Origin of the sequence: Jannaschia marina (genome assembly GCF_013404595.1) — a bacterium.
GTDB lineage: Bacteria > Pseudomonadota > Alphaproteobacteria > Rhodobacterales > Rhodobacteraceae > Jannaschia > Jannaschia marina.
In genome coordinates this window covers 50411-63082 of sequence record NZ_JABVAX010000005.1, presented here as the reverse complement: position 1 = coordinate 63082, position 12672 = coordinate 50411, and the positions used below count along the sequence as shown (strand labels likewise).

Sequence of the window (12672 nt, the reverse complement as noted above, 5' to 3'; positions counted from 1 at the left end):
CAAGATCGCGGCGGTAGTGGTGCACGACGTAAACACCTGAAAGACATTGTCCAGATCGCCGAATACGCCCCAAGCAGAACGGCAACGGCTTGCGAAGGTCAAGGGTGACCGTCAAAACGTGAGGGCAGCAAGGGGGGCATCGGATGATCGTTCTGCATGGGCTGAAGGCCTGCGACACCTGCCGCAAGGCCCTGAAAGACTTGGGCGCAGCGGGCCGGGACGCCCGGTTGCGCGACCTGCGCGCCGAGCCGGTGACCGCCGCGGAGGTGGAGGCCTGGCACGATGCCTTTGGCAAGGATTTGCTCAATATACGCTCGACCACCTGGCGTGGCCTCACGGAGGCCGAGCGCGCGGGCGATCCGGTCGCGCTGATGGTGGCGCATCCGGCTCTCGTCAAACGCCCGGTGGCGGAAGCGGCCGACGGCACGCTGCACCTCGGCTGGCGGGATGACACCCGCGCGGCGCTCGGGCTCTAGGGCGCATCATCGTCGGGCCTGCCCTGACGATCTCCGGCCTCTCAGCTTCGCGGCAGCCGCAGCGTCACGTTCCGCCCGCCGCGCTGGTAGACGAGCTGGCTGTCGCCGATCGCGGTGACGCGGCCCCGGTTGAGCCGGTCGCCGACCTCGACCTTCACGTAGCGCCCGTTCGAGAGCCGGACCAGCGCGCGCCGGGCGTTCGGGCGGCCGTAGACGCCGATCAGATTTGTGTCGCGCAGGCGGATGGCGTTGCGCTGCGTCGCGGCCCGGGCGACGCTGCCGCCGGCCGACCGGATGGTCTGGCCGCTGCGCGCCGCGGCGGGCGCGGGGCTGCTGCTCTGGCTGGAACTGCTCGCGGCGGCGGCGGTCGCCTGTTCCCGGCGTTGGGTGACGATGCGGGCCGCGGCCCGCTCCACCGAACGGGGGCGGCCGCTCGGGCGGTCCGAACTGGCGAGCGCGAGGCGCGAGACCGGCTCGGGCGGCGGGGCCTCCGCCGACTGCGCGAGCGATGCGGCGGCGGCGGCGGCCGCGGCCTGGACGGCGGCATCCGTGTCGTCCCCGGTGGTCCCGGTCTCCGCGGCGGCTCCGGAGCGGTCCTCGGGGCGCTGGCGCGGGCGCACGCGGGTCAGCTCCTCGCGGCTCAGGCCGCCGGCAAGCGGCGCGTCGTCGCTCTCCCCGGCCGTCTCGGCATCGGTGCCCTCACGCGCGGGGCGTTGGGTGGGCAGCACGCGGCGCAGGGCGGTGCGTTCCGCCGTCTCCTCTGGCGCGGCCTCCGGCGTCTCTACCGCGCCGCGCGTGCTGACTCGGGCCACGGGCATCACGTCGGGGCGTCCGGCGACGACGGTATAGCCGCCCGGTGCTGCCGTGCCCTCGGGCGTCGCGGTCACCAGCTCGATCTCGGGCTCCGCGGGCGGGGCTTCGGCGTCCGGGGCCTCGGCAGCGTCGGTCGTGGCGGCGGGAGCCGTCGGCGGGGTGTCATCCCCGGCGGCGGCAAGTTCCGCGCCGGCATCCTCCGTGGCCGGGGCGGCGTCCTCGGCCGGGGCGGCATCCGGCTGCGGCGTCACGTCGAGCGCGGCCGTCTCGGTCCCGGCCTCGGGCAGCGCGGCGCTCTCGACCTCCGGGGCGGCGGCGGTCGCGGCCGCGGTGCCGACGGGGGCGGGCGTCTCCGCCGGGGCCTCCGCGGTGGCCGTCGCGTCGAGCGTCGAGTCTTCCGGGGCCGGATCGACGGCGGCGATCTCTTCGCCCCCCTCGCTCTCCGCGGGGGCTTCGGTGGTTTCTTCGGCGGCGTCCGGGAGTGCGCTCTCGGTCACCGGGCCCTCCGGGGTGAGTTCTGCGGTCTCGGTCTCCGGCTCGGTCGCTTCCGTGTCGGCGGCGGCGTCTTCGGTCGTCTCGGCTTCGACCGGCGGCTGCGGTGCCTCGGCCACGGCCTCCGGTGCCTCGGTGTCCGGTGTCTCGGCGGGCGGCTCCGCCTCCGCCGTCTCCCGGGCCTCTTCGTCCCCGCCCAGCGGGAGCGGGGGGCTGACGACCTCCGGGGCGGTCGCGGGCGTCTCCGGACTCTCGGGGCGCGGGGTCGGCAGGAGTGAGGCGAGATCCTCCTCCTGCGGAACGGGGGCGTCCTCCGGAGTCTCCTCCGGGAGGAGCAGCGCGGTGGCCTCGGGCGTGGAGGTCGCCGGCGCGTCCCCGGCCACGTCGGTCGCGGGATCGTCGTCGAGGAGGACGGCCCAGAGCGCGACGATGCCCATGAGAGCAAGCAGCGAGAGCGTCAGCGCGAGGCCGAGCTTGCCGTTGCGGCGGCGGGGTTCGAGGACGCGCTCGCGCGCGAGACCGGGCAGCGCGAGCGCGCTGGCGTCCGGATCGGCCTCCGGCTCGTCCGGGGCATCGCCCTGCGTCGCGTCCCTGCGGAGGACGCCCATCAGACCGGCCAGTGCGCCGGAACCGGGTCGGGCCGGCGCGGCCTCGGAGAGCGTGACGGTCGCGGGTTCGGCGGACGGGGTTTCGGCCGGGGCCGGCGTCGCGACGACGGGCGGAGTCGCGCTCAGGCGCGGGGTGATCCGCGCGAGCGGCTCGGCCTTCGGCGCGCTCATCACCGGCTCGCCGCGGCGCTTGGTGCTGAACGCCGGCGCGGCGGGCGTGGCGAGGGGCGGCGTCTCCGGCTTCTGCGGCGCGTCTTCGGCCGCGACCGGGGCCGCGCGGGCCGCCGGGGGAACCGGCGTAGGGGCCTCGGGCGGCGGCGCGGCGACGGGCATCGCGTCTTCCGGACCGGCATCTGCGGGCGTGTCGTCGGAGGGTACCGCCTCGATCGCAGCCGCCTCTTCGGGCGCGGCGCTTTCCTCGGCGGGCGCGTCCTCGACCGTGACCGGCTCCGGCGTTTCCGGAGCGGGGGGCTCCTCCGCCGGGGGGGCATCGTCCGTCGCGACCTCGGCCGGCCCGGCCTCGACGGGCGCGTCCTCCGCTACGGGCTCGGCGGCGGGGGGCTCCTCCGGTTCCGGCGCGGCGGCGACCTCCTCCTCGGGCATCTCCGGGGCGTTCGGCGCGGGGACGATCTCGAAGCCGTCCTCGATGTCGAGGTCGAGCTTCTCGCCCGCCAGAAGGTCGCTCGCGAGGCCCGTCTGGCCGAAGCGGGGCAGGCCGGGATAGGTGCTGTCCTGCGGGTTCGCGACGAGGGCGACGGGCCGGAAGCCGAACCCCGCCGCGAAGCTCTCGGCCTCGAGCAGGGTTTCGAGGGCGACGACGGCCACCTGCAGCCGGTCGCCGCGCTGGATATAGTCGAAGGCGAGATCCTCGACCTCGTAGGGCGTGCGCCCGCGCAGGAGCGAGCGGATGGTGACCTTCGGATCGCGGTCGTCGCGTTCGAGCGAGGTGAAGAGGATCTGACTGTCGGGTATGATGAGGAGCGTCGTGAATTCCTCGCCCACCCGCGCGGCACAGCGCGCGCGCATCCGCGTCAGCTGCTCGGCCATGTTGTCGGCGTCGAGGCGGACGATCCCCTCGCGCCACCAGGTCCCGTCGTCGGCGCGGGACATCACGACGATGCCGTCGAGCGAGAGGTCGAGTGCGATCTGTGGTGTCATGCCCTGGCCTGTGATCGGCGCGCCCGTCGCGCGGGATGCTTTTCCGAGACCCTAAGTCACGGAAGGCGGCATGAAAAGGTGGCGGGCCCGCTCGGCAGGCCCTTGCCGACCGCTGGAGGGCACGGTGCCCCCCGGCAACCCTGCGGTCAGCTCGCCTTGGCGAGTGCCTGTTCGAGGTCGGCGATGAGGTCGTCGGCGTCCTCGATCCCGATGGAGATGCGCACGACGCCCGGTCCCGCGCCCGCGGCTTCCTGCTGTTCGGGCGACAGCTGACGGTGGGTCGTGGAGGCGGAATGGATGACGAGGCTGCGCGCATCGCCCAGGTTGGCGACGTGGCTGAAGATCTCGAGGTTGTCGACGAACTTCACGCAGGCGTCGTAGCCCCCCTTCAGGGCCACGGTGAAGAGCCCGCCCGCGCCCTTCGGGCAGACCTTCTGCGCCAGCTTGTTGTAGGGCGAGGACTTGAGGCCGGCATAGGTGACGTGATCGACCGCGTCGTGCTTTTCGAGCCAGGCGGCGACGGTCTCGGCGTTCCTGACGTGCCGTTCCATCCGCAGGCTGAGCGTCTCGATCCCCATCAGCGTGTAGTGGGCGGCCTGGGGGTTCATCGTCATGCCGAGGTCGCGCAGGCCGACGGCGATGCCGTGGAAGGTGAAGGCGAGCGCGCCGAAGGTCTCGTGGAACTTGAGGCCGTGATAGGCCGGCTCCGCCTCCGAGAGGGAGGGGAACTTGCCCGAGGCGGACCAGTCGAACTGCCCGGAGTCGATCACGCAGCCGCCGGTGACGGTGCCGTTGCCGGTGAGGTACTTCGTGGTCGAATGGACGACGAGCGTCGCCCCGTGCTCGATCGGGCGCACGAGGTAGGGCGTGGCGGAGGTGTTGTCGATGATGAGCGGGAGGCCCGCCGCATCGGCCACGTCGGCCACGGCGCGCACGTCCATGATCCAGCCACCGGGGTTCGCGATGGCCTCGCCGAAAACGGCGCGGGTGTCGTCGTCGATGGCGGCCTTCACCGCGTCGAGGTCATCGAAGTCGACGAATTTGCACGACCAGCCGAAGCGTTTGATCGTCTGGCTGAACTGCGTGATCGTGCCGCCGTAGAGCCGCGAGGAGGCGACGATGTTGCAGCCCGGCTGCATCAGCGGGAAGAGCGCCATGATCTGCGCCGCGTGCCCGGAGGAGCAGCAGACGGCCCCGGCCCCGCCTTCGAGCGTGGCGATCCGCTCCTGCAGCACGGCGACGGTCGGGTTCGTCAGCCGCGAATAGATGTAGCCCACTTCCTGCAGGTTGAAGAGCGCGGCGGCATGTTCGGCGTCGCGGAACACATAGGCCGTGGTCTGGTAGATCGGCGTCTGTCGTGCGCCGGTGGCCGGGTCGGGCCGCGCGCCGGCGTGGATCTGCAGCGTGTCGAAGCCGTATTGGCGGGTCTCGGTCATGTCGTCCTCCCTCGGAATCGCGCGCCACGTTAGCGGCGGTCGCGGCGGGGGGCCAGCGGCTAGCGCCCGGTCGCGCTGCCGACGCCGCGACGGAGCGCGGTGACGATCAGGAAGTCCTCCCGGAACTCGGTCAGCGAGAGCGCGCCGTCCCCGTCGCGGTCGGCCAGCCGCCAGGCCAACGCGAGGCCGGTGGCGTGTTCGCCGGCGTCGATGCTCTGGTCGCGGTTGGTGTCCATGAGATCGAAGGCCGTGGTCATCGCGGTCGCGGATTCGGCGTCGCGCCCGCGAAACTGCGCCAGATCACCAAAGCCGTGGGGCTAGTCGAGCATCTCCTGCATCGAGAGCCCGCCGCTTGCGTCGGCGTCCATCGAGGCGAAGACGTCGCGGCCCGCGGCGTCCAGCTCTTCGAGGGTGATGCGGCTGTCGCCGTCGGCGTCGATGGCCACGGCGAAGGCATCGACCGCCGCGGCGGAGGCATCGACCACCTCAGAGCCGACGAGGGGCGCGACCTCCTGCGCGGACGCGGGCAGCGTGGCGAGGGCCAGGGCGGCGAGGGTATGGCGCAGCATGGGGGATCCTTTCGGTTGGGCCCCGGATATAAAACTGAACCGATCGGTTCAATTCACGTTTCCGCGCAGCCCCGCCTGCGTGCGCGCACCGACCCCATTGCCTTGACCGCACGGCCCGGCGGTGTAGGGAAGGGGCAGTGACCCGCGGAGGATAGACATGGCCGGATTCTTCAAGCGCATCGTGGCCTGGTGGGACGGGCAGAGCTTCGGTACCGCGCTCTGGACCCGCCGCTTCGGCACGAAGGTCGGCGAGGACGGGGACGGCAACGTCTACTACCGCAACGCCGACGACACACGCCGCTGGGTCCACTATGCCGGGGACAACGACGCGAGCCGCGTGCCGCCCGAATGGTACGGCTGGCTGCACCACACCTTCGCCAAGCCCCCGACCGAGGAGCCGCTGGCCCACAAGACCTGGGAAAAGCCGCATCAGCCGAACCTCACCGGCTCGGAGGGCGCGTTCTTCCGCAAGGGGTCGCTGCGCCGGGCCGACGTGAAGCCCGCCTCCGACTACGAGGCCTGGAGCCCCGAGTGATCGCCCGTCTGGCCGCCCTGGCGGCGCTTCTCGCGCTGCCCGCCACCGCGCAGGTGCAGCTCGACACCGGGACCGCCGGCACGGCCGCCCGCACGAGCCAGGGGAGCGGCGCGGTGCTGCGCACGCTCGACAAGGTCTCGGGCGAGGTCGTGGACGTGGAGATGGCGGTGGGCCAGACGATGGCCTATGGCGCGCTTCAGGTCACGCTGCACGAGTGCCGCTATCCGTCGAACAACCGCGAGGGCGACGCCTTCGGCCTGATCCAGGTGGTCGATGCCCGCGCCGTCGAGGAATTGTTCGCGGGCTGGATGGTGGCCTCCTCGCCCGCGCTCAATGCGCTGGAGCACCGGCGCTACGACGTCTGGGTCCTGAGCTGCCTCACCTCCTGAGCGGAGGGCAGCGGTCCCTCCAGGCGCGCGCGGTCGTCCAGCGCCTGCTGCAGCTTGGCGTGGTATTGCGTCCGCGGGATCTCCTCGGCTCCGAGCGAGGCGAGGTGTTCGGTCAGGAACTGCGTGTCGAAGAGCGTGAACCCGCGCTGCCGCAGGAGCGTCACGAGGTAGGCCAGCGCGATCTTGGAGGCATCCCGCCGGCGCGAGAACATCGACTCGCCAAAGAACGCCCCGCCGAGCGTCACGCCGTAGACGCCGCCCGCAAGCGTCTGCCCGTGGTCGTCCCAGACTTCGAGCGAATGGGCGAAGCCGGAGCGATGCAGTGCCCGGTAGAGCGCCGCGATCTCGGCGTTGATCCAGGTCTCCTCCCGGTCGGCGCAGCCGGCGAGCACGCCGTCGAAATCCTCGTTCAGGGTGATGAGATGGGGCGTGCGCCCGATCGTCTTAGACAGGCTCCGCGACAGCCGGAAACCGTCGAGCGGCATCACGCCCCGCATCTTCGGATCGACCCAGAAGATCTCGGCCTCGTCGCGCCCCTCGGCCATGGGAAAGACGCCCGAGGCATAGGCCATCAGGAGCGTCTCGGGGGTGATCGGCGGCAAGTCGCGCGGCATGTCAGCAGCCTAGCAAGCCCGGTGGCCCGGAGGGAAGTGCGCGCTCAGGTCTCGATCGTCGCAGGCAGGGGCGGCGGCGGGGCCGGGCGGGTCGTGCCGCGGCCGCCGGCGGGCTTGTCGCAGGACCTGGCCACATAGACCGCCTCCACCGCGGCGAGGCGCACGTTGCCCGACTTGGCGACGAGCGCGGAGGCCTCCTGCCCGATGACATTGGCGAGCGCCCCGGCGGGGCCGCCGATGAGCGCGCCGAGCGCGCCGGCGACGATGCCCGTGCTCGTCGACGCGCTCTCCTCGGCCTGGGTACGGAGCGCGGCGCGCGAGGCGTTCAGCCCGCGGCAATCGATCGCGGCGAAGCGGTCGGCGAACTGGTCGAAGTTTCGCGCGTCACGGCCCGAGGCGAAGAGCGCGTCGCCCGGCGGCACACCGAGCGCGGCCGCCGCTTCGCCCGGCACGGGCCGCTCGCCGCAGGCCGCAAGGAGGGCGGCAAGGCCGAGCGCGGGCGCGAGCCTACTGCCCCAGATGCGTCTCAAGCCACTTTTCCAGCCAGTGGATGGTGTAGTCGCCCGATTGCACGTCCGGATCCTCGCAGAGCGCGACGTGCAGCGGAATCGTCGTGTCGATGCCGTCGACGATCAGCTCCCCCAGCGACCGGCGCAGCCGCGCGATGGCCTCGTCCCGGTCACGCCCGTGGACGATGAGCTTGCCGATCAGGCTGTCGTAGTAGGGCGGGATCGAATAGCCGTCGTAGAGCGCGCTGTCCATGCGCACGCCGAGGCCGCCGGGCGCGTGATACTGCGTGATGCGGCCGGGCGAGGGCGAGAAGTTCGGCAGCTTCTCGGCGTTGATGCGCACTTCGATGGCGTGGCCGTTGATCGTCAGGTCTTCCTGCGCGAAGGACATCGGCAGGCCGGCGGCGACCTGGATCTGCTCGCGCACGAGGTCGACGCCGAAGATCGCCTCGGTGACGGGGTGCTCGACCTGCAGGCGGGTGTTCATCTCGATGAAGTAGAACTCGCCGTTCTCGTAGAGGAACTCGATCGTGCCCGCGCCGGCATAGTTGATGCGGGCCACCGCCTCGGCGCAGGTGCGCCCGATCTCGGTGCGCATCTCGGGTGTGATCGCGGGGCCCGGGGCCTCCTCGAAGACCTTCTGGTGGCGGCGCTGGAGCGAGCAGTCGCGCTCGCCCAGGTGGACGGCGTTGCCCTTGCCGTCGCCGAAGACCTGCACCTCGATGTGCCGGGGCGTACCGAGGTACTTCTCGATATAGACCTCGTCGTTGCCGAAGGCGGCCTTGCCCTCGGCGCGGGCGGTGCGGAAGGCGGTTTCGAGCTCGCCCTCGCTGCGGGCGAGCTTCATGCCGCGCCCGCCGCCGCCGGCGGTGGCCTTGATGATGACCGGATAGCCGATGTCGGCGCAGACACGCTGCGCGTCCTCGAAGGTGGGCACGCCGCCGTCGGAGCCGGGCACGCAGGGCACGCCGAGCTTCTTCATCGTGTCCTTCGCCGTGATCTTGTCGCCCATGATGCGGATGTGCTCCGCCGTGGGGCCGATGAAGGTGATGCCGTGATCCTCGAGCGCCTGCACGAAATTCGCGTTCTCGCTCAGGAAGCCGTAGCCCGGGTGGATGGCCTCCGCGCCCGAGATCTCGCAGGCCGAGATGATCGCGGGGATCGAGAGATAGGACTGCGGGCTCGGGGCGGGGCCGATGCAGATCGACTCGTCGGCCATGCGCACGTGCATCGCGTCGGCGTCGGCGGTGGAATGTATGGCGACGGTGGCGACGCCCATCTCGCGGGCGGCGCGGACGACGCGCAGGGCGATCTCGCCCCGGTTCGCAATCAGGATCTTCTTGAACATGGGCTTACCCCAGGATCACGAGCGGTGCACCGAATTCGACGGGCGCGCCATCCTCGATGAGGATGCGCTTCACCTTGCCCGAGCGCGGGCTCGGGATCTGGTTCATGGTCTTCATGGCCTCGACGATCAGGAGGGTCTGACCCTCGCTCACCGTGTCGCCGACCTGCACGAAGGGCGCGGCCCCCGGCTCGGAGGCGAGGTATGCGGTGCCGACCATGGGCGAGGTGACCGCACCGGGATCCTGGGCCGGGTCTTCCTGGGCCGCGGGGGCGGGCGCGGGTGCGGCGGGGGCCGGCGACGCGGGAGCCGCGGCGGCGGCTGGCGGCGGCGCGGCGGCGACGGGCGCGGCGGCCATCTGGCGGGCGAGGCGTACGTTGAGCGCGTCGTCGTCCCCGTATTCGCGGCTGACTTCGAGTTCGCTCAGGTCGCTTTCGCGCAGCAGTTCGGCCAAGGCCTTGATGAAGGCGACATCGCTCTCGTGGTTCTTGGACATTCCCGTCTCCGCAGCCTGTTTCCCCCGCCCTTAGCGCGGACGGGACGCGAGGGAAAGGACTTCACGGTCCGGCGGCGGGGCGGCGACGGGCGCGCGGAGACGGGCGCAGGGGCCTGCGCGCGCGGCGGCGGAGCCGTCAGCGACGGCGGTCGAGAACGGTCAGCGAGGGTGGCACGATGGCCTTTCGCAGCTCCGCCACACTGGCCAGGATGCCGATGCGGGCGCGGTCGAGCGGGCTGAGCCCCTCGGCCGTCTGGACCATCCGGCGGCGCGTGCCGCGCAGGTCGGCGAGCGCCTGTTCGACGGCCAGTTCCATCGCACGGTTCGACGGCGGGGTTGCCGCCTCGGGCCGTGCGCGCCGACGGGTATTGCCGCGGGTGTCGGCCTGACCGCCGGGGCGGCCGTCGGAAAGCCCGGTGTCGGCGGCGGAGGCGGGCCGGGCGTCGACGTTCGACGGCACGGGCGGGCGCATGGACCCGGACCCCGGTGCTGAATGCGCAGTCAGGGTCGCCACAGCGAGATAGGGTGCGAGCCCATGGCCCGCAGACAGGGTCGAAGCCGCGATCTCCATCTTCATCCCTCCTGATTCGAGAGCGCTTTCCTCATCCTTTGCTCAAAAACCTTGCCAAACTCCTAACGCGGCTCAGGCGCGCCGGTCGACGGCCCGGTCGCGCTCGGCCTCCGGCTCCTCGCGCAACTCGGCGATGGCGAGGCTGAACTCCGAGGCACGGCCGCCCGCATCCTCGAGACGCTGCAGGAGGCCGTCGGAGATCAGCTCGAGCCGCGCGGCTTCGGCGTAGCGGCGGGCGAGCGCCGCGTCGAGCACCCGCGCGAAGGCGAGGTCGAGCCGCTGGCTCTCGGAGATGACGCCGTCGAGGGTGAAGCCGGTCGATGCCGGTTCGTCCGGGGCAGCTTCGGCCGCGTCGGCGCGGGCCGTCGCAGCGCTCTCCGACCCGGTCTCGTCGCCGGAGGTGCCGCCGTTCCCCGCGCCGCCGGTGCCGGACGTCTCGCCGGTGCCGCCGGTCTCGCCCGCGCCGCCGGTCCCGTCCTGTGTCTCGTCGGTCTCACCTGTGTCGCCGTTGCCGCCGTCCGCCGGAGGTTGCGACGGGGAGCCGAAGATCGGCCCGAGGCCGCTGATGCCTGACATGTCTCGTTCCTTTCGCCAGTCGCCCCGGCGAACAGAAAAGCCCCGCCCTGTGCCGCGGATGCGGAGGGGGCGGGGCGAAGTCGTGACGTGGTTAACCCAGCGTTTTCAGAGCTTAACGGTTCATTCGGTTCTCGATCAGGTCGTCGACGACCGACGGATCGGCCAAAGTCGACGTATCTCCGAGCGCACCGAAGTCGTCCTCGGCGATCTTGCGCAGGATCCGGCGCATGATCTTGCCCGACCGCGTCTTGGGCAGGCCGGGGGCCCATTGGATGAGGTCCGGCTTGGCGATCGGCCCGATCTCGGAGCGGACCCAGTCGGAGAGCTCCTTGCGCAACTCTTCCGACGGCTCCTGCCCGCCCATGAGGGTGACATAGGCGTAGATGCCCTGACCTTTCACGCTGTGCGGATAGCCGACGACCGCGGCCTCGGCGACCTTCTCGTGGGCGACGAGGGCCGACTCGACTTCCGCCGTGCCCATGCGGTGGCCCGAGACGTTGATGACGTCGTCCACGCGCCCGGTGATCCAGTAGTAGCCGTCGGCGTCGCGCCGGCAGCCGTCGCCGGTGAAGTAATAGTTCTTGTAGTCGGCGAAGTACGTCTTCTCGAAGCGCGCGTGGTCGCCCCATACGGTGCGCATCTGGGCGGGCCAGCTGTCGGCCATGCAGAGCACGCCCTCGGCCGCCGTCTCGTGGATCTCCTCTCCGGAGGTCGGGTCGAGGATCACCGGCTGCACGCCGAAGAACGGCAGGGTGGCGGAGCCGGGTTTCGTCGCCGTGGCCCCGGGAAGCGGCGTCAGGAGGTGGCCGCCGGTCTCGGTCTGCCACCAGGTGTCGACGATGGGGCATTTCCCCTTGCCCACGACATCGTTGTACCAGTTCCAGGCCTCGGGGTTGATGGGCTCGCCCACGGTGCCGAGGATGCGCAGGGACGACAGGTCGTAGCCTTCGACGAAGGAATTGCCCTGGCCCATGAGGGCGCGGATGGCCGTGGGTGCGGTGTAGAACTGTGCGACACCGTGCTTCTCGCAGACGGCCCAGAAGCGGCCGGCGTCGGGATAGGTCGGCACGCCCTCGAACATCAGGGTGGTCGCCCCGTTCGCGAGGGGGCCGTAGACGATGTAGCTGTGGCCGGTCACCCAGCCCACGTCGGCAGTGCACCAGAAGACCTCGCCGTCCTTGTAGTCGAAGGTGTACTGATGCGTCATCGCGGCGTAGACGATGTAACCCCCGGTGGTGTGCACCACGCCCTTGGGCTGACCGGTGGAGCCGGACGTGTAGAGGATGAAGAGCGGATCCTCGGCGGCCATCTCCTCGGGCGGGCAGTCGTTCGAGACCTTCGCCTCCTCCTCGTGCAGCCAGAAGTCGAGGCCGTCGCGCCAGGCGATCTGCTGGCCGGTGCGCTTCACGACGAGGCACTTCACCTCGTCGAAGTCGTTCAGGAGGGCCTTGTTGACGTTGTCCTTGAGGTTGGTGTTGCGCCCGCCGCGCGGAGCGCCGTCGGCGGTGATGACGACCTTTGCGTCGCAGGCGTTGATGCGCGCGCCGAGCGCGTCGGCCGAGAAGCCGGCGAAGACGATCGAGTGGATCGCGCCGATGCGCGCGCAGGCGAGCATCGCATAGGCCGCCTGCGGGATCATCGGCATGTAGAGCACGACGCGGTCGCCCTTGGTCACGCCCATCCCCTTGAGGACGTTGGCGAACTTGCAGACATGGGCGTGCAGCTGTTGGTAGGTGATGTGCTGCGCCTCGTCCTCGGGGCTGTCCGGCTCCCAGATGATGGCCGTCTGGCTGCCGCGCTCCTTCAGGTGGCGGTCGATGCAGTTGGCGGCGACGTTGAGCGTGCCGTCCTCGAACCAGCGGATGTCGATGTTGCCCGGCGCGAAGGAGGTGTTCTTGACGCGGGTGTAGGGCGTCATCCAGTCGATGCGCTGCCCGTGTTCGCGCCAGAAGGCCTCCGGGTCCTCGATCGAGGCCTGATACATCGCGTCGTAGGTGGCGCGGTCGGCATGGGCGCTGGCCGCCATTTCGTCCGAGGGCGGGTAGATCGGGTCTTTGTCGTCGAGCATGGGGTCCTCCTTGGCCC

At 71.2% G+C, this 12672-nt stretch carries 14 protein-coding genes; 3 read left to right on the top strand and 11 right to left on the bottom strand.

Features of this window, described 5'->3' with window-relative positions; genetic code table 11:
• Positions 1-143 precede the first annotated feature (143 nt).
• Complete coding sequence (locus HSX43_RS10655; protein WP_208454565.1) at positions 144-476, top strand: arsenate reductase family protein; 333 nt, start codon at positions 144-146, stop codon at positions 474-476.
• 41 nt (positions 477-517) lie between these two features.
• Here HSX43_RS10655 and HSX43_RS10650 read toward each other — a convergent pair whose 3' ends face one another.
• The 4 genes from HSX43_RS10650 to HSX43_RS10635 form a co-directional block, all read right to left on the bottom strand.
• Complete coding sequence (locus HSX43_RS10650; RefSeq protein WP_179380115.1) at positions 518-3547, bottom strand: hypothetical protein; 3030 nt, start codon at positions 3545-3547, stop codon at positions 518-520.
• A 146-nt stretch (positions 3548-3693) separates the two neighbouring features.
• The gene (locus HSX43_RS10645; protein ID WP_179380114.1) at positions 3694-4983 is read right to left on the bottom strand and encodes an O-acetylhomoserine aminocarboxypropyltransferase/cysteine synthase family protein; all 1290 of its coding nucleotides are present in this window, start codon (positions 4981-4983) and stop codon (positions 3694-3696) included.
• A 59-nt stretch (positions 4984-5042) separates the two neighbouring features.
• Positions 5043-5240, bottom strand: coding sequence for an EF-hand domain-containing protein (locus HSX43_RS10640; RefSeq protein WP_179380113.1), 198 nt, complete (start codon positions 5238-5240; stop codon positions 5043-5045).
• 60 nt (positions 5241-5300) lie between these two features.
• Complete coding sequence (locus tag HSX43_RS10635) at positions 5301-5552, bottom strand: EF-hand domain-containing protein (RefSeq protein WP_179380112.1); 252 nt, start codon at positions 5550-5552, stop codon at positions 5301-5303.
• Positions 5553-5709: 157 nt separating this feature from the next.
• On the opposite strand from HSX43_RS10635, the gene HSX43_RS10630 reads away from it, so the two are divergent.
• Positions 5710-6087: an NADH:ubiquinone oxidoreductase subunit NDUFA12 gene (locus HSX43_RS10630; protein ID WP_179380111.1), complete on the top strand. Its 378-nt coding sequence runs from the start codon at positions 5710-5712 to the stop codon at positions 6085-6087.
• Positions 6084-6476 carry a DUF2155 domain-containing protein gene (locus tag HSX43_RS10625; protein ID WP_328795278.1) on the top strand — a complete coding sequence of 131 codons (393 nt, stop codon included), beginning with the start codon at positions 6084-6086 and terminating at the stop codon, positions 6474-6476. The genes HSX43_RS10630 and HSX43_RS10625 overlap by 4 nt, the downstream gene beginning before the upstream one ends.
• On the opposite strand, the gene aat is transcribed toward HSX43_RS10625, so the two are convergent.
• The 7 genes from aat to acs form a co-directional block, all read right to left on the bottom strand.
• On the bottom strand, positions 6440-7090 hold the full coding sequence (gene aat / locus HSX43_RS10620; protein WP_179380110.1) for a leucyl/phenylalanyl-tRNA--protein transferase: 651 nt from the start codon (positions 7088-7090) through the stop codon (positions 6440-6442). The genes HSX43_RS10625 and aat overlap by 37 nt on opposite strands.
• A gap of 44 nt (positions 7091-7134) precedes the next feature.
• Complete coding sequence (locus tag HSX43_RS10615) at positions 7135-7620, bottom strand: hypothetical protein (RefSeq protein WP_179380109.1); 486 nt, start codon at positions 7618-7620, stop codon at positions 7135-7137.
• Positions 7598-8947: an acetyl-CoA carboxylase biotin carboxylase subunit gene (gene accC / locus HSX43_RS10610; protein WP_179380108.1), complete on the bottom strand. Its 1350-nt coding sequence runs from the start codon at positions 8945-8947 to the stop codon at positions 7598-7600. The genes HSX43_RS10615 and accC overlap by 23 nt, the downstream gene beginning before the upstream one ends.
• 4 nt (positions 8948-8951) lie before the next feature.
• Positions 8952-9440 carry an acetyl-CoA carboxylase biotin carboxyl carrier protein gene (gene accB / locus HSX43_RS10605; RefSeq protein ID WP_179380107.1) on the bottom strand — a complete coding sequence of 163 codons (489 nt, stop codon included), beginning with the start codon at positions 9438-9440 and terminating at the stop codon, positions 8952-8954.
• Between the two features lie 136 nt (positions 9441-9576).
• Positions 9577-10011 (bottom strand): hypothetical protein, encoded by a 435-nt coding sequence (locus HSX43_RS10600; protein WP_179380106.1) that lies wholly within the window; start codon positions 10009-10011, stop codon positions 9577-9579.
• Between the two features lie 72 nt (positions 10012-10083).
• The gene (locus HSX43_RS10595) at positions 10084-10587 is read right to left on the bottom strand and encodes a hypothetical protein (protein ID WP_179380105.1); all 504 of its coding nucleotides are present in this window, start codon (positions 10585-10587) and stop codon (positions 10084-10086) included.
• Between the two features lie 112 nt (positions 10588-10699).
• The gene (gene acs / locus HSX43_RS10590; protein WP_179380104.1) at positions 10700-12655 is read right to left on the bottom strand and encodes an acetate--CoA ligase; all 1956 of its coding nucleotides are present in this window, start codon (positions 12653-12655) and stop codon (positions 10700-10702) included.
• Between the last annotated feature and the right edge of the window lie 17 nt (positions 12656-12672).

Coding starts and splice junctions, on each gene's coding strand:
- HSX43_RS10655 (WP_208454565.1), top strand. CDS start 144: ATGATCGTTCTGCATGGGCTGAAGGCCTGCGACACCTGCCGCAAGGCC.
- HSX43_RS10650 (WP_179380115.1), bottom strand. CDS start 3,547: ATGACACCACAGATCGCACTCGACCTCTCGCTCGACGGCATCGTCGTG.
- HSX43_RS10645 (WP_179380114.1), bottom strand. CDS start 4,983: ATGACCGAGACCCGCCAATACGGCTTCGACACGCTGCAGATCCACGCC.
- HSX43_RS10640 (WP_179380113.1), bottom strand. CDS start 5,240: ATGACCACGGCCTTCGATCTCATGGACACCAACCGCGACCAGAGCATC.
- HSX43_RS10635 (WP_179380112.1), bottom strand. CDS start 5,552: ATGCTGCGCCATACCCTCGCCGCCCTGGCCCTCGCCACGCTGCCCGCG.
- HSX43_RS10630 (WP_179380111.1), top strand. CDS start 5,710: ATGGCCGGATTCTTCAAGCGCATCGTGGCCTGGTGGGACGGGCAGAGC.
- aat (WP_179380110.1), bottom strand. CDS start 7,090: ATGCCGCGCGACTTGCCGCCGATCACCCCCGAGACGCTCCTGATGGCC.
- accC (WP_179380108.1), bottom strand. CDS start 8,947: ATGTTCAAGAAGATCCTGATTGCGAACCGGGGCGAGATCGCCCTGCGC.
- accB (WP_179380107.1), bottom strand. CDS start 9,440: ATGTCCAAGAACCACGAGAGCGATGTCGCCTTCATCAAGGCCTTGGCC.
- HSX43_RS10600 (WP_179380106.1), bottom strand. CDS start 10,011: ATGGAGATCGCGGCTTCGACCCTGTCTGCGGGCCATGGGCTCGCACCC.
- HSX43_RS10595 (WP_179380105.1), bottom strand. CDS start 10,587: ATGTCAGGCATCAGCGGCCTCGGGCCGATCTTCGGCTCCCCGTCGCAA.
- acs (WP_179380104.1), bottom strand. CDS start 12,655: ATGCTCGACGACAAAGACCCGATCTACCCGCCCTCGGACGAAATGGCG.